Here is a 19,810-nt window from a genome sequence, read left to right as displayed (position 1 = left end):
GCTTCTCTTTTTTATTAAAAATCTGTAATTAACTTTTCTTTTAGCTCTCCTACAGATAAAGGTTTCGCATAATAAAATCCCTGTACATAATCACAGCTCATTGATTGTAACAAACTCTCTTGCTCTACTGTTTCTACTCCTTCAGCAACTACTGCTAAATTTAAACTATGAGCAATTTCAATAACGGATTTTACAATCGTTCGTTCTGGTTGTGCGTGATCATAATGAAATTCACGAATAAAATTACGATCAATTTTTACAATATCCAGTGGTAGTTGTTTTAAATAATATAAGGAAGAATAGCCAGTTCCGAAATCATCCAAAGCAATTAAAACACCCATATTTCTTAATTCTTGTAATGTAGCAATAATATAATCAAAATGGCGGACTGCTATGCTTTCCGTTATTTCTAATATTAAACGGTTCGGAGGAAAACCAGTTCTCTTTAAAATGCTACGTACAGAGAAAATAAAACGTTTCTGCATTAATTGTTGTATAGATAAATTCACTGATAACTTTAGTCCTTCTTGATAATTGGGCAATGTTTTAAACAATCGGCACGATTTTTCTAATACCCAGTCTCCTAGCTTTATAATAAGTCCAGACTCTTCAGCTACCGGGATAAATTCGTTTGGTGAAATAGGTCCGTCTTCTGTCATACAGCGTACTAGAGCTTCTATACCAGAATATCTCTTCGTTTTCAAATCAATAATAGGCTGCAATACTACATCTAACTCTTCATCACGAATTGCCTTTTGCAAAGCAAACTCAACTTTCATTCTACGATTTATTTTCGCGCGTAGCTCATCTGTAAAGAAACATGCAGCATTTCTCCCCTGTTCTTTTGCACTATACATAGCTAAGTCGGAGTTTTTCAATAATGTTTCCACGTCTTGTCCGTCTTGTGGATAAGAACAAAGTCCTAGACTAGCTGAAATATATACTTCATGGCCTTCAAGAATAAATGGTGCCTGGAAACATGACAACACAGATGTCGCTAACTGCCTCATATCATCTTGTCTATGATTTTTTGTTAACAGCACAAATTCGTCGCCACCTAGCCTAGCCAGAACATCTTTCTCTCCTAGTACATAATGCAACCTTGAAGCGACTTCGCTTAAAAGTAAGTCCCCTATCATATGACCTAACGTATCATTTACTAATTTAAAACGGTCCAAATCAAAGTAAATCATACCAAATTCTTTTTTATCTGCAATCAATTTATTAACGGTCGTTATTAATTGCAAACGGTTCGGCAAACTCGTTAAAGCATCATGATAGGCAAGTTCCCTATAACGACTTTCACTTAGCCGCAACCTCTGTTCCGCTTCTTTTCTACTACTAATATCATTTCGTATTGCGATAAACTGGTAAGGCTCTCCTTTTTCATTTAAAAATGGAACAATTGTTGTTTTGACCCAATAATATGTACCATCTTTTGCTCGATTCCGAATCTCACCTGTCCATACTTTCCCATTCAAAATACGTTTCCATAAGTTTTGAAAAAAGGTTTTCGGATGATGACCTGAATTTAAAATACGGTGATCTTTTCCAATTAATTCTTCTCTTTTGTATTTAGAGATTTCACAAAATTTATCATTTACATATGTAATAAGACCTTTTCGATCTGTAATTGCAACAATTGAAGACTCATCTAATGCTAACTTTAAATCTCGCAACGAAGAGTCATATAATGCATGACCTCTCTGTTCTAGCATGCGCATCTCTCCTTGCTTCTATCTGACTAAAACACAACCTGTTTCTCTTCATAGAAATAGAGATATTTCATTTTCTAATACTAGCCCTTTACATAAATTATCTTTTTAAATAAACCGATTAAAATAACATAATATTATTTGTAATAAAAAGCAATATTATACCGTTTCAATTATAACTGGTAGCTTCCCATATCTCTAATTACTTCGCGCCTTATTATACCGCAATCCTTTTAAGTAGCTCTATGCAAGCCTTGTTTCCAACTAATACCACTCATATCTGATCTCTTTGTTTTTAATAACGAAATAGAAATTAGATCATACTACATAACTATTCACAAATAATAATATGAAAATCTACATTAATGTGCATGTTTTTGAATTACAATAACAAAATATTAACATATTTCCACCTTAACTTTGGAATTATTTTATAAATAAATACTGTATTAAACTAAAAAAGAGGATAGCCTCTTTTTTAGTTTAATACGAATATGGTATTTGCTGATAACCTGGGTATGGCATTGGATACGTTACAGGGTATGGTGATGGATAAGCTACTGGATATGGAGCCGGATAATATCCTCCACTTGTTGCACCTGTTAATGCACCAGCTGTCAGTCCGCCTAACACTCCTCCTGCAAAGCTTCCAGGGAAAAATCCGCCTCCCCATGAACTACCACCACCCCAGCCCCATCCGCCCCCGTGATGATGATGGTGATCATAGTGATTGTGTCCTCCATGGTGATGATGTCCACCATGATTGTGTCCTCCATGATGATGATTTCGATAGTACAATCCATTATTTTCTATATAATTCATGTTTCTCCGCTCCTTTTCGATTTTTTCATTTTCATATGCGTTAAGAGTGGGATAAAAAATGGGATAGTACACTGTATGTAGGACAAATGCGGAAAGTATAGGTGAAATGTCTATATTTTGTAAAAAAAGCAAAACACCTTATAATAAAGATGTCATATTACATCTTCTATTTAAGAAGTCTATATTGAAAAAAGATTAGGGGAATTATATAGAAATGAAGAAGCCTATCGTTCAATTACTATTAATATTTACAATTGTATCTATCGTTCTGTTCCTATTAAATACATCGTATATTTCGTTATATACATTTGTCGGTGCTCTATGGTCCATCACAATTGTCGGAATTTCATTCGTTATTTTTATAGAAAATAGATCTCCACAAAGTACGTTAGCATGGTTTTTAGTATTAGCACTTCTTCCTATTATAGGTGTGCTTTTATACGCTATTTTCGGACGCAGCCGCTGGAGAAGAAAAAAACATCTCCATCGTTCAGAAGAACAAAGAAAATTATTCCGTGAAATATTAGAAGGAAGAAGACTAGAGTTATTACTCACAGTCCCACTAAATGAACGTTCCATACATTTAACAGAAGTCATACAAAAATTTGGAGGTGGTCCTGCCGCAGATAAAACAACTACAAAACTTTTAACAAACGGAGATCAAACATTTTCAGAAATTTTGCGAGCTATAGAGCAGGCAAAGCATCATATACATATTCAATACTACATTTATAAATCTGATGAAATTGGTACAAAAGTTCGAGATGCTTTAATACAAAAAGCAAAAGATGGTGTTATTGTACGCTTCCTTTATGATGGCCTTGGAAGTAATACGTTACGACGACGATTTTTGCAACCTATGAAAGAAGCTGGGATTGAAATTGTAGAATTTGACCCTATTTTTTCAGCTTGGTTACTTGAAACTGTCAATTATCGTAACCATCGAAAAATTGTTATTGTAGATGGAAAAATTGGTTTTACCGGAGGACTCAATGTCGGTGATGAATATCTTGGCCGTTCCAAGAAATTTCCTGTTTGGCGTGATAGTCATTTAAAAATAGAAGGAAAAGCATTATATAAATTACAAGCAATCTTTCTAGAAGACTGGCTCTATGCCTCTAGTGGTTTAAATACTTATTCCTGGGATCAATTCATGAATAGACAATACTTCCCAGGTAAAGAGATTTCAAATGCAGAAGGTGCTGTTCAAATCGTAGCAAGCGGACCAAGCTCCGATGATAAAAGTATTCGTAATACATTATTAGCTGTTATGGGCTCTGCAAAAAAATCCATTTGGATCGCTACACCCTACTTTATTCCAGATCAAGAAACTTTAACATTATTACGCTTAAGTGCAATTGCCGGAATAGATGTACGGATTTTATATCCAGGTAAAAGTGATAGCATCATTAGTGATCAAGCATCTCAATCCTATTTCACTCCGCTTTTAAAAGCTGGTGCTTCTATTTACAGTTATAAAGATGGTTTTATGCATGCAAAAATTGTACTCGTTGATGATACAATTGCAACTATTGGAACAGCGAACATGGATGTACGTAGCTTTGAATTGAATTACGAAATTATTAGCGTGCTTTATGAATCAAAAACAGTTCACGACATTAAACGTGATTTTGAAGAAGATTTTAAACATTCAACTGAAATTAAATGGAACTCTTTCCAAAAAAGAAGTATAAAAAAACGCATATTGGAGTCTTTCATGAGGCTCATTTCTCCTCTACTGTAGGCAATCAACTTCATCTTGATTGCTTTTTCTTTTCCCTTTATCCTCCTTCCTTTTCTTTGCATACCATATTAAAACAAGTTATCATAAGATGTATTACTTTATGAAAATAATGTTAGGTGGGAAATACATGTTAGAACAATTTCATATACATGCTGATTTAAAACAACAGCTTTCTACGATTCATGAAAAGAATAAACAAGAAGCTGGTGAAAATGCACATTTAATCGGAACGAAAATATATAAAGCGTCTGATAATAGCATTATTGAAGATGCGATTACAGCACTTCTTCTTGGCAAGAATATTCTATTAAAAGGACCGACTGGTAGTGGTAAAACAGTACTAGCGGAAACTCTTTCTTCTTTATTCCAAAAACCAATGCATAGCATTAACTGCTCTGTCGACTTAGATGTAGAGGGTATTTTAGGATACAACACACTACAAACGAAAGATGGTGCATCTGAAGTTTCATTCGTTAACGGTCCTCTTATGAAAGCAATGAAGAACGGTCACTTCCTATATATTGACGAAATCAATATGGCAAAACCTGAAACGTTACCACTTCTTCACGGCGCATTAGATTACCGTAAAATGATTACAAACCCATTTACACAAGAGGTTGTATACGGTGATGACGAATACCGTGTAATTGCTGCGATTAACGAAGGTTACGTTGGAACAAGTGAACTAAATGAAGCGTTAAAAAACCGTTTCGTTATTATTGAAGTTCCTTACATTCAAGGTGATACATTAAAAGAACTATTATTAGCAGAATCAAAATTAAATGATGTTGCAACAATTGAAAAGTTTGTTGCATTTGCAAGCGACCTTATGCCTTTAGCTCGCGATGGACGTGTAAGTGAAGAAGCAGCAAGTATTCGTGGTATTATCGACGCATGTGATTTAGGTGTATATATTCCTGTTATGCGAGCGATTGAACGAAGCATAATTGCAAAACTTAATGATGAAACAGAACAAATGACTGTCCGTGAATTAGCAGAAAGTTATTTCTTTGAGGGATAATTTATGAGACAAATTTTTAGTGACAAAAAAATTGATGCGTCGCTGTTTCTACAAATGGAAAACTTAATGTATGCCCTTCTAAAAGAAGACGATGCCTATCTTGAATATGGCTATAAAGCATACTACGACGAAATTGAAAAGAAAGTTGTCATTAGTCACTTTTGGGATGATCGAAAAGAAGAAGATACAGTAATCGGATTAAAAAGCGAAGTGTTCTTAAAAGCACTTGGTAATAAACATTACTCGGACATGACTTTAATTCGTTCTTATGCGATTGAATTGCAAGAATCGCCCCTAAAAAAGTTTTTAACACAATTATTTGTTCTATTAGAAGATTTACGCGTTGAGGAAATCGTAAAGAACTTACGTCCTGGCACGAAGCATGTTTTTAAACGTCGAAAAGAAATGTACCGCAATTATTTCGGCTCTCAAAATGAAATAAACCGTGTTCGTAATTATCACGGTGATCGTCTATTTTGCCTATGCTATCTTTCATTAACTAGCGATAAATACGAAATGTTTAATAATGAATATTTTGAGCAAATTGAAGCGATTTTACATGAAACATTCCAAGCACGTAATACAGAAGATATTATGTATATCGTTGAGAAAATTCGCTATCGCTTAGAGGCGCTTCTTGAAAGCGATATGCTTAACAACTATTTCGGACATGCTCCACTTTACTTATCTGTCCTTGCAGACGAAAAGAACTGTCGCGTCGAAGATTTAGCAAATGATGATACGCAGCTTATAGATGACGATGAAAATAAAAACAAAATGGATGAAAGTTTCTCCACATGGCATCGTGAAAATAAAAATAACGAAAACGAGAACTTTTTACGCTTTGAATTAGAAAGCGGAACAAAAACTAATATGATGGGTGATACTGCCCGTGAATCAGAAGATGGCGACCAAGCACTTGGTTCTGTACAAGGTACCTCACAAAAAAGTACACAATCCAACTTTGATGGCGCTGATACAGAAGAAGCAAGGGCTTCACACGCTTCTAGCCAGCACGACGGTGCATACGGTAAGTATAATGTAGGTGCTTCTCATACATTTAAAGAAGCTCGCAAACCAAACTCAGATGAGAAAAAAGATTACCAAGCTATCAAATCAGTCGTCAATAAAGATGTAAAAGAATTAAAGAAAATTATCGAAAAAACAATTGAAAATAAAACGAATGCGAATAGTGATAAATATTACGGAAGACTTCGTAAGAAATTCCTTCGTATTTATACTGAAAAACAACCGCGTATGTTTTATAAAAAAGGACAAGAGTCACAAGAACTCGATGTTGCATTCCAACTATTAGTTGACTGTTCTGGTTCTATGTATAACAAAATGGAAGAAACGAAGAAGAGTGTTGTACTATTCCATGAAGCTTTAAAGTCTTTAAAAATCCCGCACGCTATTAGCGGATTTTGGGAAGATGCCTCTAGCGCTAAACCTGAAGATAAGCCGAACGTTATCCATGAAGTTGTAAATTATAAAAACTCAACGTTGCCAAACGTTGGTCCAGAAATTATGCAACTTCGTGAAGAAGAAGATAACCGCGACGGATATATTATTCGTATCGTTTCTGAAAAACTTGCCAAAAGACCTGAGAAACATAAATTCTTACTAGTCTTCACAGACGGTGAGCCTTCTGCGCTAGACTATCAACAAGACGGAATTTTAGATACGCATGAAGCTGTTAAACTCGCGCGTAAAAGTGGTATGGAAGTAATCGGTATCTTCATCGAAGAAGGCGAAGCGAAAGAAGCAACTTATCAATTGATGAAAAACATTTATAACCATCACTTCTTAGTTGCAAATCATGCTGAAGATTTACGATTGAAGATTAAACCATTGCTGAAAAAACTATTACTGAAGACGATTGAATAGAAAATAGGAGCCTTGTGGCTCCTGTTTTTTCGTTCAATTACTTTGTTTCTGGTTGAAACTTGTATGGAATGGCTACTTCTAATAAAGATTCAAATCCTCCGTCATAGTATGGGAAACGCTCATTCGCAATTGTTCGATCTACCCACTCTATTGCAGAAATTTCACCTTCATCTTCCGCAATAAGTTCCCCTTTTACTACATTCGCTCGGAATGTAAAAAATAGTGCATGATTCCCTGATTCTTCAAAGAATTTTTCATTGATCGCAACAAGCCCCCCAGCCAAGGCGGTTAAACCTGTCTCTTCTTTCACTTCTCTTATTAGTGCTTCCTCTAATATTTCACCTTTTTCCACAGCCCCACCTGGCAATGACCAAACGTTTTGTTCTACATTATGTACCATTAATATTTTATCTGTTTCTTCGTCATGTATTAGTGCGTATACGACATCAACTCTTTGCATAAGACTTCTCTCCTCCCAAAAATAATGAAGAGCCGATTCCTAAGAATCGACTCTTCCTATTAATTCATCACTAACTCAGCTGTGAGCTTTTTTTTTAACTTAGCCAGCATGTCAGTTGTCATTTTGTCTAAATCGTATTCTGCTTTAAAGCCCCACTCTTTCATTGCTGCAGTTGCGTCAATAGAGTTTGGCCAGCTATCAGCGATTGTTTGACGAGCTGAATCTACTGCATAATCCATTGTAAACGTCGGAATGTGTTTACGAATTGACGCTGCAATTTGCTCTGGCTCGAAGCTCATTGCTGTAATGTTAAATGCATTTCTATGCACTAGCTTACTTGGATCAGCTTCCATTAATGAAATGATCGCTTGTAAAGCATCAGGCATATACATCATGTCCATGTACGTTCCTTCAGCAATGTATGAGGTGTATGCACCTTTTTTAATTGCCTCATAATAAATTTCAACTGCATAATCAGTCGTTCCGCCTCCTGGAGGAGCTACGTAAGAAATTAAACCTGGGAAACGGACACCGCGCGTATCTACGCCAAATTTTTGATGATAATAATCACATAGTAATTCTCCTGCCACTTTGTTTACCCCATACATCGTAGTAGGACGCTGAATTGTATCTTGCGGTGTATTATCTTTTGGCGTCGATGGACCGAATGCACCGATAGAACTTGGCGTGAAGAACTTACAGTTTAATTCACGAGCTGCTTCTAGAGCATTTACAAGCCCACCCATATTTAAATTCCATGCGAATAACGGATTTTTTTCTGCTGTTGCTGAAAGTAAAGCTGCTAAATGAATAATTGTATCTACTTCATTACGCTTTGCGATATCATGTAGTTTTTGTCCATCTGTTACATCTAACGTTTCAAATGGACCAGACGTTACTACTTCACTATCTGTTTCACGAATATCTGTTGCAATAACATTTGATGCGCCGTATACATCACGAAGTTTCATTACTAGTTCAGAACCAATTTGCCCTAAAGAACCGGTTACTAGAATTTTTTTCATTTTCCCCACTCCTCATTTGCAAGCTATTCAAAAGATGTCGTTACTTAAATGATGCCCATTTCTTTTCCTACTTTTTCATACTTAAGAATTGCTTCATCTAACATTTCTTTCGTATGAGCTGCTGTAGGCATATTACGAACGCGCCCTGTTCCTTTTGCTACAGTTGGGAACACGATAGATTTTGCGTATACCCCTTCTTCATTTAGACGTTTACTAAATTCTTGTGTTAATACTTCGTCCCCAATGATACAAGGTGTAATTGGCGTTTCACTTTCTCCAATGTTAAAGCCAAGTTCTTTTAATCCTTGTTTCAAGTAGCGGCCATTTTCCCATAAGCGATCGTGTAACTCTGTGCTTTCCATTAAGATTTCAATTGATCTCATGCAAGCTGCTGCATCAGCTGGTGTTAATGCTGTAGAGAATAAGAATGGACGTGAACGAACTTTTAACCAGTCAATTAAGTTTTGTTTCCCTGCTACATATCCACCAATTACCCCAATTGCTTTTGATAATGTACCAATTTGGAAATCAACTTTATCAGAAAGACCGAAGTGCTTTACAGTTCCTGCACCTTTTCCAAGTACACCTGAACCGTGTGCATCATCTACGTATGTCATTAAATCTAACTCTTCTGCAATCTCAACAATTTCTGGTAGTTTTGCAACATCTCCATCCATTGAAAAGACACCGTCTGTAATTACCATTAATTTATTGTAAAGACCTGATTCTTTCGCCGCAATTGCTTTTTGGCGTAAATCTTCCATATCCGAATGTTTATAAACAATAATTTTTGCTTTTGATAGACGACTACCATCAATAATAGAAGCATGGTTTAATTCGTCTGAAAGAATTGCATCATTTTTATCCATAACAGCTGAAATCGCTGCCATATTACAGTTAAATCCTGATTGATAAGCAATTGCTGCTTCTGTATGTTTAAACTTTGCAATTGTTTCTTCTAACTTAATATGCAAATCTAAAGTACCGTTAATTGTACGAACAGCCCCTGCTCCAACACCGTACTTATGAATAGCACCAATTGCTGCTTCTTGCAAACGGCTATCTGTTGCTAATCCAAGATAGTTGTTTGAAGATAAGTTAATATATTCTTTTCCGCCAATTGTAATGATCGGTCCATTTGAACTCTCAAGCGGATCAATTACGTTATAAAGCCCCTTTGATTTTAAATCCTCTAAATTTTCTTCTAAAAATTTCGCAAGTGTTTTACTAGACATCGTGAAGCCTCCCATCGTTCATGTAAGCGGATTATTGTCTTAATAGTTCTAATAATCCCTCTACTAGCTTAACACGTTTTCAGAATTTATTATAGAAAAATAGTTTAAAGTAACCGCTTACAATTTTAGATTATATATGATTCATTACAATAAATCTATTATTTACTTTTCATATTTGATAGAATTAAAAAAATATTTCAGGAGGTTTCAAACATGGCATTTACAGAATCTGATGTATACAATAACACAGCATTTTTCGAACAATATATGAAACGAAGATACCGAGAAAATAGCCCAAATGAATCCATTGAAAAACCAGTATTCTTTCAGCTCATTGGTCATGTACGAGGAAAACAAATTCTCGATTTAGGCTGTGGTGATGCTAAGTTTGGCGCGGAATTATTAGAAAAGGGATGCTACTCTTACACCGGCATTGAAGGCTCTGAACTTATGTATGAAAAAGCTAAAAAACAACTAGAAAATAAAAATGGATCTGTTCATTTTTTAAACCTCAAAGATTATACCTACCCCTCTTCCACTTTTGATTTAGTAACATCTAGACTCGCCTTACATTATATTGAACATCTTGATACCATTTTTCAAAATGTGTTTCAAACTTTAAAAACAAATGGCACCTTTACCTTTAGCGTTCAACATCCCGTTATTACTTCTTCGTTTGAAAGCTTACAAACAAGTGGTAAAAGAACGAGTTGGCTCGTCGATGATTACTTTAAACTAGGCAAACGGGTTGAACCATGGATTGACCAAGAAGTTATTAAATATCATCGTACAACGGAAGATTATTTCACATTATTACAGCAAGCTGGATTTACCATTACATCATTAAAAGAAGCTACACCAAATCCAACCTATTTTCAAAATGAAGAAGAGTATAAACGTCGCTTACGTATTCCTCTCTTCCTCTTATTTTCTTGTACCAAATAAAAAAAACGATGAATCACTCATCGTTTTTTTATCTCATTACCTGAGCAACTTCTTTAACTACACGTCTTCCTCTTCCGTGAGGTATACAAAGCGGTGTTCCAAACAACGGATCCGTACTAATTTGACACTCCATTCGGAATACATCACGTACTAGTTTCTCATCTACCACTTCTTCAGGTTTACCTTGTGCATATATTTGTTTATCCTGGATGGCTACAATGTTATCTGCATAGCGACATGCTAAATTTAAATCGTGTAATACCATGACAATTGTTCTTTGTTCTGTTTCATTTAATTCGAATAATAAATCTAGCACCTCAATTTGGTGAGTCATATCTAAATATGTAGTAGGCTCATCCAGTAAAATAATATCTGTATCTTGTGCAAGCGTCATTGCAATCCAAGCACGTTGTCGTTGTCCACCTGAAAGAGCATGCACATCACGCTCAGCAAATTCTGTCATACCTGTTGCTGCAAGTGCCTTCTGTACCATTTCCTCATCTTTTTCTGACCACTGTTTCAGCCATGTTTGATATGGATAGCGTCCTTGTTTTACAAGTTGCAATACTGTAAGCCCTTCAGGTGCTTGCGGTCCTTGCGGTAAAATTGCCATTTGACGAGCAATTTGCTTCGTTTGCATACTTTGAATAGCTTGATTATCTAACAAAATGTCGCCAGTTGTTGGCTTTAATAATCTAGCTAGTGAACGTAATAAAGTTGATTTCCCGCAACCGTTGGAACCGATAAAGATTGTAATTTCACCTTTTGGAATTTCTAAATTCAACTCATCGATAATAATTGTTTCACCATAAGACAACGTCAAACGTTTCGTCTCCAATGCTTTTTGCATATTCATCTCCCTTTATGAATTCCGACTTTTATAAAGTAAATAAATAAAATAAGGTGCACCAATTGCTGATGTAAATACCCCTGCTGGAATTTCAAGTGGTGTGAAAACTGTACGCCCAATTAAATCTGCAGCAAGTACTAGAATTGCACCAACAATAGCTGCAACTGGGAGTAATGCACCGTATAAAGAACCAACTAGCCTTCGTGAAATATGAGGTGCCATTAAACCGACAAATCCAATTCCTCCAGCGAAGGCAACTGCTCCCCCAATTAAAGCCGTACTAAGTAATAACATGAATACGCGTGACTTCGTTAAAGGAACACCAAGTCCTACCGCAATATCATCCCCTAGCTCTTGCGCATTTAAATGTCTAGCAGCTATAAATGATATTACCGTTAAAATGAGAACCCACGGTGCAAGCACCATAACGTTTTGCCATGAAGAACCATAAACAGTACCTGTAATCCATACATTCGCTTGACTCGCTTGATAAATTGGTGCTAACAACATAAACAAAGTCGTTGCCGCTTTCGTTAATGCCCAAAACCCCACACCAATTAAAACAAGACTAATCGGCGATAACCCGTCATTTCTCCATGCAAATAAATATACAAAAAGCGCCACAATCGTTGCCCCAACAAAGGCTGCTAACGGCATATAATGAATGCTTACAGTTAGCGCATTATTTTTATCACTAAATATAGCTAAAAACAATACAACTGCAACACTTGCCCCGCCCGTAATCCCGATGATATCCGGAGAAGCAAGTGGATTTCGAACGAGACCTTGTAAAATACATCCTGCTACAGCAAGCGCAATTCCTACGAGGATGGCAATTAAAATACGCGGCATACGAAACTTATTTACAACCATGTTAGACATCGCATCGCCATTTCCAGTGATCGCTTGCCATACATCATAAGGAGCAATTTTCATGTCTCCCATACCTGCACTTGCAAAAAATAATCCTATTAAAACAACTAGTAAACTCAACAAGACGAGACAAGCTCGTTTATACATTAAAAACGAGGGCCCGCCTTTCCCTATACGAAACGGAATATACTTCTTCATTTGCTAAGCCCTCTCTTACGTGCAATATAAATAAAGAATGGAGCTCCAATAAATGCTGTCATAACTCCTACTGGTACTTCTTGTGGCATAATGACATATCTTGCTGCTATATCAGCTAAGATTAATAGTATTGCACCTAATAAACCGCTATACGGTACTCTCCACCTATGATCTACTCCAACTAGAAATCTGGCAAAATGCGGGGTAACAATACCAATAAATCCAATTGGACCTGCGACCGCAACTGAACCACCAGACAACAGGACAATAATAAGTAGTACGAATGATTTCATTAAAATCGTTCGTTGTCCAAGCCCTTTTGCAACGTCTTCCCCCATCATTAATGTATTTACTTTCCCTGCCATCATAAGAGATGCAATCCATCCTATTAATAAATATGGGAATACAGATTGTAAAATTTCTAACTTTCTCCCTTGCACAGATCCAGCAAGCCAAAATAATACCTCTTCAAGTGCTTTTTCATTTAACACAAGTAATCCTTGTGTTAATGATGAAAATAACGCACTAATTGCGACCCCTGCTAACGTTAACTTAAGAGGAGTAGTTCCTTCTTTTCCTAAAGAACTAGAAGCAAATACAAGTACAGCTGCAACCGCCGCTCCTAAAAAGGCAATCCATGTGAAAGCTGATAATGATGTTACTGAAAAGATTACAATTGCTACAACTATGAAGAACGCAGCACCTGAATTTAATCCAATAAAATCTGGAGAAGCAAGTGGATTCTTAGTTAAAGTTTGCATAAGACAACCAGCAATGGCTAAACTAGCACCAACACTAGCTGCAATTAACGCCCTAGGCAGACGTACATTTTGAATAATAATATGTTCATTGGAACCGTTAAAATGGAAAAAAGCATCCAATGCTAGTTTCCAACTCGTATTTGTATACCCGAAAATAATACTTCCCCAAATACAAATAACGACTGCAATGATTCCAACAAATAATCCAATCCATTTTGCTCGATTTGTTTTTAATAACATGCAGCGTTTCCCCTTCAATGTATAATGATACGTTGTTAGTGTATTTCAACTTAATTCTCATTGTCAACGGAAATGAGAATTATTTTCACCCATATGTATTGACAATCAAAAGATAAAGGCTTAATATCATGCTTGCTATTGAAAAATATTCTCAACATGTAGGGGGTACATAATGAATTTCATGCGGAAGAAATCGTTTACAGTATTTGTATTTTTACTAGCATTTTCAATGCTTTTAAGCGCTTGTGGAAAATCAAATAACAAAGAAGAATCTACAAAAGAAGATAATAAAAAAGAAGTGGTTACTGTAGAACATGCAATGGGTAAAACAGAAGTTCCTGCTAATCCAAAACGTGTAGTTATCTTAACAAATGAAGGAACTGAAGCTTTACTTGAATTAGGTGTGAAACCAGTTGGTGCTGTAAAGTCTTGGACTGGTGACCCATGGTATCCACATATTAAGGATAAAATGAAAGATGTAAAAGTTGTTGGTGATGAAGGACAAGTTAACGTTGAAACAATTGCTTCTTTAAAACCAGACTTAATTATCGGTAATAAAATGCGCCACGAAAAAGTGTACGAACAACTAAAAGCAATTGCACCTACTGTGTTCTCAGAAACATTACGTGGTGAATGGAAAGATAACTTCAAATTTTATGCAAAAGCAGTAAATAAAGAAAAAGAAGGTCAAAAAGTTGTAGCTGATTACGAATCACGTATAAAAGATTTAAAAGGCAAACTTGGCGATAAAGTAAACCAAGAAATCTCTATGGTTCGTTTCATGCCTGGTGATGTTCGTATTTATCATGGCGATACATTCTCTGGTGTTATTTTAAAAGAACTTGGATTTAAACGTCCTGGAGATCAAAATAAAGATGATTTTGCAGAGCGTAACGTATCTAAAGAGCGTATTTCTGCTATGGATGGTGACGTATTATTCTACTTCACATTCGATAAAGGAAATGAGAAAAAAGGATCTGAACTAGAAAAAGAGTATATAAACGATCCTCTATTTAAAAATTTAAATGCAGTAAAAAATGGTAAAGCATACAAAGTTGATGACGTTATTTGGAATACAGCTGGTGGCGTAATGGCCGCTAACCTACTATTAGATGACATCGAAAAACGCTTTGTTAAATAATATTTCCTTAACCAGCTCCCTTCTGTGGAGCTGGTTATTTTTCAATTCACTTAAATGTCACATTATTTCGTTTTGTATTTTTATTCCCAATATGTTATATTGAGAAAGTAAATAGAATATATTTTCTTTATATCAGAATAAATGTTTTAATCTAAATTTTCTGATTAATCACTATTTTATTTTCTTTTAGAATTCAATTATTACATTTGAAAACGCTTATCATCTCGTTTTCAGGGCAAAATACAGTAACGGTCGAAGAAAAATAGAACTTTTTTAGGAATTTTCTTTCTATTTCCATATAATTCTATTGACTTCTAAATATTTTGTAAATTAAAATGATTACATAAATATCCGTTATACAGGATTAGGGGGAAACAAAAATGGATGCAGCTTTAAAATTAGACAAAGCTGGAGAGCAACAATCACCAAAAAAACATCCACCAGGGTTATACTTGTTGTTCTTTACAGAAGCATGGGAAAGATTTAGTTATTACGGAATGCGTGGCTTATTAGTTCTTTATTTAACAACGAGCTTAGTAAGTGGCGGTTTAGGATTTGATAAAGCAGTTGCCGTTCAAATTTACGGTATTTTCACAATGTTAGTATACTTCACACCGATTCTCGGCGGTTGGTTAACTGACCATTTCATTACGAAACGACATGCCATTACTATTGGCGGTATCATTATGGCGATTGGTAACTTCGTACTATTTTCAATGAATACAAAAACTGGACTATTTTTAGGATTAGGCTTATTAGTTATTGGTAATGGATTCTTCAAACCAAATATTTCGACTTTACTAGGTCAATTATATAGCGACAACGATTCTCGTCGTGATAGTGCCTTCACTATCTTCTACATGGGAATTAACTTAGGAGCTCTTATCGCTCCATTCATTTGCGGTTACTTCACAGATTACAAATATGGATTCCTAACAGCTTGTATCGGTATGATCATTGGACAGGTTGCTTTTAATTTCTTAGCACCTCGTTACTTAGGAACAATTGGTACAACTGTTGTAGGTAAAAAGTCTAAAGAAAAGACTGCAAAAGTAATTGAGAAAAAACCTTTAACATCACAAGAGAAAAAACGTACAGCTGCAATTTTAATTTTAACTTGTTTCGTTGTATTCTTCTGGGCAGGCTTTGAACAAGCTGGTAGTTCTTTAACACTTTACACAGATAAGTTCGTAGATCGTACAATTGGTGGATTTACAATTCCAACACCTTGGTTCCAATCTGTAAACCCACTATTCATTATCTTACTAGCATTACCTGTTTCAGCTTTATGGATCAAACTTTCAAAAACAAAAAATGGTGATTTAAAAATCCCTACAAAAATGGCTTTCGGTATGATTTTACTAGGAATCGGGTACTTAGTTTTAACTTTAGCTGTTCTAAAAACTGGTAGCGATGAAGGTAACATTACAATGAAGGCAAACTTACTATTCATTGTATTCACTTACATGTTCCATACAATCGGTGAATTATTCTTATCACCAATCGGATTATCTATGGTTAGTGCAATCGCTCCTGTTAAATTAGCATCATTATTAATGGGTGTATGGTTAGCTGGTACTGGATGTGCAAACTTCTTAGCAGGACAATTAGCTGCTTTCACTCAATCTTTAGGATATTTAGAAGTATTCGCAAGCATCGGTATTATCGTAATCGTACTGGGATTAGTACTTCTTATGTTCTCTAAGAAAATTGCACATATGATGGAATAACAAAAAAGACGCTTCTAATTTTAGAAGCGTCTTTTCTATTACTTCTCCTCTAAAGCCGTCACGTTCACGTGAACGCTTTCTCCAGGATTAGATACATCATACACTTGAGCAACCCCGCTCTGCTCATCACAGCTCTCAATCCATACTGGTACGCCCTCATATGTAACGTCAATTCTACTTGAAGAAGATAAGATTTGTTTCACACGTTTCACATCCATACTACTATCCCTCCTTTTGCTTACTACACTCCTTTCTATTTTTTCTTTTCCTTTTAGAATATATTCCGTAAGGCAGCATGTTGATTGATAGTCATTTCTTCCTAACATGCTAATATTTACTCTCTCGCTACCTTTCTGACAAATAAAAAAAGACGTATATTCTACACGTCTTTTTCCATAATATTCAAATTTTAAGAAAATAATGTTTTTACTACCGCACTTACTTTATCATTATGGATTTGATAATACACTTCTAATCCTCGTCTTTCAAAGCGTACTACTTTATTTTGCTTTAACTTCGTTAAATGTTGTGAAACAGTTGATTGTGGAATTTCTAATACTTCCTGTAGCTGTGTTACATTACATGTTCCTCTTTGCATAAGTTCCATTACTAGACGTAGACGAAGTGGGTGAGCTAACGCTCTTAACATTTGTACATCTTCTTCTGAAATACGACATTCGAATTGATTTTGGCTCATAAAGTTCCCCTCATTTTCGTTTTTATTTGCGTTTTTATGTTCTTTTTATTTATTTATATATCTGTTCTTATATTTCCTGTTACGACATAACTTTATCAACCTATAAAGCCGAAAAATTTTTCCATCTTCATCAGCAAAAATTCAGGAAAAAATCCTTGCTGATTTTGAATATTATACTATATGATATAACGAAAAAGCAAAATAATGGCCTACGAATACTTTGCTTGCAAACGTTGTTTTATCAGGCTTTTTGTTATATTTTCACCTCATTGAAATGCACAGTAACGGTATTGTAAAATACCGTCTATAATTGATAACCTATCGTAATGTAGTTGAACTATAATTAACCTCTTTGTTACGCTAAAAGGAATTTTCAGTAAAAAGAGATGATGTGATATTAAAAATTTGTTTCTTATTTTTTATTCGTATTGCAAGCGGTTGGATTGTTGTGCAAAACTTCCTATTAAATCCACTCACCGTTCCCCCCACTAGATCAAACAGGACAGATAATTGCATATATCAAACTTTATACTTAATATAAAAGACTTCATCTAATATACGCCTATAAGGAACATGCCATCTGAATAAGCAAAATAATATGCACATAGTTTATACAGCACACTTAAATTCATTTGAGTGTGTTTTTTGTCTACTTTATGAACAAAGCTTTTCTTTTAACACTATTATGGAATAATTATACTTTTTTACGTTGACAATAGTGTTGAAGGAGAATATACTAAGCATGTAAGTTGATTGTGAATTGTTTCACAAATAATGTGAATTTCTTCACATATAATAGATAGGAGTTGTCATTATTATGAGTACTTGGACACAAATTTATGACCCGTTAAACAATATTTGGTTATCTGCACTAATCGCAGCACTTCCAATCTTTTGTTTCATCATTTGTTTAATGGGATTCAAAATGAAAAGTTACATGGCTGGTCTTTATAGTGTGATTGTCGCTATTATCCTTGCAATATTTGTTTATAAAATGCCAGCAACAGTAGCTGTAGCATCTGCCGGATTCGGTGTTTTATCTGGATTTTATCCAATTTGTACTATCGTTATCGCTGCAATTTTCCTTTACAAATTAACTGTTAAAACAGAGCAATTCAATATTATTCGCGATAGTATTTCAAGCATTACAAATGATCAACGTTTACAAGTATTATTAATCGCTTATTCTTTCGGTGCTTTCTTAGAAGGCGCAGCTGGTCTAGGAGTTCCAGTTGCTATTACAGCTGCACTACTTGTGGGTATGGGCTTTAATCCATTAAAAGCAGCAGGTATTTGTTTAGTAGCTAATATTGCTGGTGGTGCTATGGGTGCTATGGGTATTCCAGTTACAGTACCAGCACAATTAACTCAACTTGACGCATTAACTATTGGTCGTCAAACTGTTCTTATTTTACCTTTCATTAGTGTTATCTTACCTTTCTTACTTGTTTCAATGGTCGATGGAATTAAAGGTATTAAAGAAACTTGGCAAGGTATTCTTGTAAGTGGTGTTTCTTTCGCTATTACTCAATTCGCTGTAACTTACTTCTTAGGCGCAGAACTTACTAATATTTTCGCAGCCGTTGTAAGTATGATCTCTCTTGCATTATTCTTACGTGTTTGGCAACCAAAATCTTCTACTAAAGAAGAAAAACAAGAAACTAAAGTATCACATACATTCAATCAAATTTTATATGCTTGGTCTCCATTCGTATTCTTAACTGCATTTGTAACAATCTTTAACTTAAAACCGATTAAAGCTTTATTTGCTCCAGATGGTGCGTTAGCAAACTTAGTATTTAACATTCAGTTCCCTGGTCTTCATAATGCTGTTATGAAAACTACACCAATTACAAAAGCTGATACACCTTTCGCAGCTGTTTTCAAATTTGATGTATTCTCTTCTACAACTACTGCGATTGTACTAGCAATTATCGTTTCACTTATCGTTTACCGCGTAAAAGGTAAAATGGTTAAAGAATTAATGATTGAAACAATGAAAGAATTAAAAGCTCCAGTATATACAATTTGTAGCGTTATCGCATTAGCTTACGTAGAGAACTACTCTGGTATGTCATCTACACTTGGACTTGCATTCTCTTCTACTGGTAATGCATTCCCAGTTCTTTCTCCAATCTTAGGATGGATTGGCGTATTCATTACAGGTTCAGTAGTTTCAAGTGGTTCTTTATTCGCACCACTTCAAGCAGTAACAGCAGACCAGTTAAACATCGTTCCTTCTACACTCGTTGCCTTAAACGTAGTAGGTGGTACAATGGCAAAAATGGTTTCACCACAATCTGTAGCAGTTGCTTGTGCCGCAGTTGGACTAGTTGGTAAAGAATCTGCTCTATTTAAAACAGCAATGAAATACAGTTTAATCTTCTTAGCTGTTATTAGCTTACTTCAATTAAACGCTGTATTTAATATCTTTTAAAAATAAAACACCGATCCAAATGGATCGGT

General features: G+C 35.3%; 17 protein-coding genes. 7 read left to right on the top strand and 10 right to left on the bottom strand.

The genetic code is table 11. From position 1 onward, the window contains the following. Positions 1-14: 14 nt before the first annotated feature. Together ES895_RS26045 and ES895_RS26040 are read right to left on the bottom strand one after the other, a co-directional pair. On the bottom strand, positions 15-1,718 hold the full coding sequence (locus tag ES895_RS26045; protein ID WP_000893350.1) for a putative bifunctional diguanylate cyclase/phosphodiesterase: 1,704 nt from the start codon (positions 1,716-1,718) through the stop codon (positions 15-17). 480 nt (positions 1,719-2,198) lie between these two features. Next, positions 2,199-2,537 carry a hypothetical protein gene (locus ES895_RS26040; protein WP_001106403.1) on the bottom strand — a complete coding sequence of 113 codons (339 nt, stop codon included), beginning with the start codon at positions 2,535-2,537 and terminating at the stop codon, positions 2,199-2,201. A gap of 214 nt (positions 2,538-2,751) precedes the next feature. Here ES895_RS26040 and ES895_RS26035 point away from each other — a divergent pair, with 214 nt between their 5' ends. From ES895_RS26035 to ES895_RS26025, 3 genes are all read left to right on the top strand, one after another. After that, a complete protein-coding gene (locus ES895_RS26035) occupies positions 2,752-4,281 on the top strand; it encodes a cardiolipin synthase (RefSeq protein ID WP_000743031.1) in 1,530 nt (509 codons plus the stop codon). A gap of 127 nt (positions 4,282-4,408) precedes the next feature. After that, the gene (locus ES895_RS26030; protein ID WP_000892973.1) at positions 4,409-5,302 is read left to right on the top strand and encodes an ATP-binding protein; all 894 of its coding nucleotides are present in this window, start codon (positions 4,409-4,411) and stop codon (positions 5,300-5,302) included. Between the two features lie 3 nt (positions 5,303-5,305). Continuing rightward, positions 5,306-7,189, top strand: a complete 1,884-nt coding sequence (locus tag ES895_RS26025) for a vWA domain-containing protein (RefSeq protein WP_001248851.1) — start codon at positions 5,306-5,308, stop codon at positions 7,187-7,189. Positions 7,190-7,226: 37 nt separating this feature from the next. On the opposite strand, the gene ES895_RS26020 is transcribed toward ES895_RS26025, so the two are convergent. From ES895_RS26020 to ES895_RS26010, 3 genes are read right to left on the bottom strand one after another with little or no spacing between them, the layout of a single operon-like run. Further along, a complete protein-coding gene (locus tag ES895_RS26020) occupies positions 7,227-7,649 on the bottom strand; it encodes an NUDIX hydrolase (protein ID WP_001189940.1) in 423 nt (140 codons plus the stop codon). A 59-nt stretch (positions 7,650-7,708) separates the two neighbouring features. Continuing rightward, positions 7,709-8,674 carry an L-threonine 3-dehydrogenase gene (locus tag ES895_RS26015; RefSeq protein WP_000723129.1) on the bottom strand — a complete coding sequence of 322 codons (966 nt, stop codon included), beginning with the start codon at positions 8,672-8,674 and terminating at the stop codon, positions 7,709-7,711. 44 nt (positions 8,675-8,718) lie between these two features. After that, positions 8,719-9,909, bottom strand: a complete 1,191-nt coding sequence (locus ES895_RS26010; protein ID WP_000095905.1) for a glycine C-acetyltransferase — start codon at positions 9,907-9,909, stop codon at positions 8,719-8,721. A gap of 213 nt (positions 9,910-10,122) precedes the next feature. Here ES895_RS26010 and ES895_RS26005 point away from each other — a divergent pair, with 213 nt between their 5' ends. Further along, the gene (locus ES895_RS26005; RefSeq protein WP_000885978.1) at positions 10,123-10,854 is read left to right on the top strand and encodes a class I SAM-dependent DNA methyltransferase; all 732 of its coding nucleotides are present in this window, start codon (positions 10,123-10,125) and stop codon (positions 10,852-10,854) included. A gap of 28 nt (positions 10,855-10,882) precedes the next feature. Here ES895_RS26005 and ES895_RS26000 read toward each other — a convergent pair whose 3' ends face one another. Genes ES895_RS26000 through ES895_RS25990 form a run of 3 tightly spaced genes read right to left on the bottom strand, consistent with a single transcriptional unit; the run spans position 10,883 to position 13,776 of the window. Further along, positions 10,883-11,704 carry an ABC transporter ATP-binding protein gene (locus ES895_RS26000; RefSeq protein WP_001167963.1) on the bottom strand — a complete coding sequence of 274 codons (822 nt, stop codon included), beginning with the start codon at positions 11,702-11,704 and terminating at the stop codon, positions 10,883-10,885. Positions 11,705-11,716: 12 nt separating this feature from the next. Beyond that, positions 11,717-12,775 carry a FecCD family ABC transporter permease gene (locus tag ES895_RS25995; RefSeq protein WP_000760071.1) on the bottom strand — a complete coding sequence of 353 codons (1,059 nt, stop codon included), beginning with the start codon at positions 12,773-12,775 and terminating at the stop codon, positions 11,717-11,719. Continuing rightward, complete coding sequence (locus tag ES895_RS25990) at positions 12,772-13,776, bottom strand: FecCD family ABC transporter permease (RefSeq protein ID WP_000925233.1); 1,005 nt, start codon at positions 13,774-13,776, stop codon at positions 12,772-12,774. The genes ES895_RS25995 and ES895_RS25990 overlap by 4 nt, the downstream gene beginning before the upstream one ends. A 172-nt stretch (positions 13,777-13,948) precedes the next feature. Between ES895_RS25990 and ES895_RS25985 the strand changes: the two genes are divergently transcribed. Together ES895_RS25985 and ES895_RS25980 are read left to right on the top strand one after the other, a co-directional pair. Further along, the gene (locus ES895_RS25985) at positions 13,949-14,917 is read left to right on the top strand and encodes an ABC transporter substrate-binding protein (RefSeq protein ID WP_098536590.1); all 969 of its coding nucleotides are present in this window, start codon (positions 13,949-13,951) and stop codon (positions 14,915-14,917) included. Between the two features lie 380 nt (positions 14,918-15,297). Next, the gene (locus tag ES895_RS25980; RefSeq protein WP_000338318.1) at positions 15,298-16,647 is read left to right on the top strand and encodes a peptide MFS transporter; all 1,350 of its coding nucleotides are present in this window, start codon (positions 15,298-15,300) and stop codon (positions 16,645-16,647) included. 38 nt (positions 16,648-16,685) lie between these two features. Here ES895_RS25980 and ES895_RS25975 read toward each other — a convergent pair whose 3' ends face one another. Then, entirely contained in the window at positions 16,686-16,865 is a 180-nt protein-coding gene (locus tag ES895_RS25975) for an acid-soluble spore protein H (protein WP_000382683.1), read from the bottom strand. Positions 16,866-17,056: 191 nt separating this feature from the next. Continuing rightward, positions 17,057-17,344 carry an ArsR/SmtB family transcription factor gene (locus ES895_RS25970; protein WP_000081428.1) on the bottom strand — a complete coding sequence of 96 codons (288 nt, stop codon included), beginning with the start codon at positions 17,342-17,344 and terminating at the stop codon, positions 17,057-17,059. 817 nt (positions 17,345-18,161) lie between these two features. Here ES895_RS25970 and ES895_RS25965 point away from each other — a divergent pair. Then, positions 18,162-19,781: an L-lactate permease gene (locus tag ES895_RS25965; protein WP_044306389.1), complete on the top strand. Its 1,620-nt coding sequence runs from the start codon at positions 18,162-18,164 to the stop codon at positions 19,779-19,781. The last annotated feature ends 29 nt before the right edge of the window (positions 19,782-19,810 follow it).

This window comes from Bacillus sp. 007/AIA-02/001 (genome assembly GCF_004634455.1).
Lineage (GTDB): Bacteria > Bacillota > Bacilli > Bacillales > Bacillaceae_G > Bacillus_A > Bacillus_A cereus.
Note: the sequence above shows the minus strand (reverse complement) of the source record. Positions and strands in the feature narration are given on the sequence as shown.

Excerpts from the sequence above, each read along its gene's own strand:
- ES895_RS26025 (WP_001248851.1), top strand. The coding sequence starts at position 5,306 with ATGAGACAAATTTTTAGTGACAAAAAAATTGATGCGTCGCTGTTTCTA.
- ES895_RS26005 (WP_000885978.1), top strand. The coding sequence starts at position 10,123 with ATGGCATTTACAGAATCTGATGTATACAATAACACAGCATTTTTCGAA.
- ES895_RS25970 (WP_000081428.1), bottom strand. The coding sequence starts at position 17,344 with ATGAGCCAAAATCAATTCGAATGTCGTATTTCAGAAGAAGATGTACAA.
- ES895_RS25980 (WP_000338318.1), top strand. The coding sequence starts at position 15,298 with ATGGATGCAGCTTTAAAATTAGACAAAGCTGGAGAGCAACAATCACCA.
- ES895_RS26015 (WP_000723129.1), bottom strand. The coding sequence starts at position 8,674 with ATGAAAAAAATTCTAGTAACCGGTTCTTTAGGGCAAATTGGTTCTGAA.
- ES895_RS26045 (WP_000893350.1), bottom strand. The coding sequence starts at position 1,718 with ATGCTAGAACAGAGAGGTCATGCATTATATGACTCTTCGTTGCGAGAT.
- ES895_RS26010 (WP_000095905.1), bottom strand. The coding sequence starts at position 9,909 with ATGTCTAGTAAAACACTTGCGAAATTTTTAGAAGAAAATTTAGAGGAT.
- ES895_RS25995 (WP_000760071.1), bottom strand. The coding sequence starts at position 12,775 with ATGAAGAAGTATATTCCGTTTCGTATAGGGAAAGGCGGGCCCTCGTTT.
- ES895_RS26000 (WP_001167963.1), bottom strand. The coding sequence starts at position 11,704 with ATGCAAAAAGCATTGGAGACGAAACGTTTGACGTTGTCTTATGGTGAA.
- ES895_RS26035 (WP_000743031.1), top strand. The coding sequence starts at position 2,752 with ATGAAGAAGCCTATCGTTCAATTACTATTAATATTTACAATTGTATCT.
- ES895_RS26040 (WP_001106403.1), bottom strand. The coding sequence starts at position 2,537 with ATGAATTATATAGAAAATAATGGATTGTACTATCGAAATCATCATCAT.
- ES895_RS25990 (WP_000925233.1), bottom strand. The coding sequence starts at position 13,776 with ATGTTATTAAAAACAAATCGAGCAAAATGGATTGGATTATTTGTTGGA.
- ES895_RS25965 (WP_044306389.1), top strand. The coding sequence starts at position 18,162 with ATGAGTACTTGGACACAAATTTATGACCCGTTAAACAATATTTGGTTA.
- ES895_RS26020 (WP_001189940.1), bottom strand. The coding sequence starts at position 7,649 with ATGCAAAGAGTTGATGTCGTATACGCACTAATACATGACGAAGAAACA.
- ES895_RS26030 (WP_000892973.1), top strand. The coding sequence starts at position 4,409 with ATGTTAGAACAATTTCATATACATGCTGATTTAAAACAACAGCTTTCT.
- ES895_RS25985 (WP_098536590.1), top strand. The coding sequence starts at position 13,949 with ATGAATTTCATGCGGAAGAAATCGTTTACAGTATTTGTATTTTTACTA.
- ES895_RS25975 (WP_000382683.1), bottom strand. The coding sequence starts at position 16,865 with ATGGATGTGAAACGTGTGAAACAAATCTTATCTTCTTCAAGTAGAATT.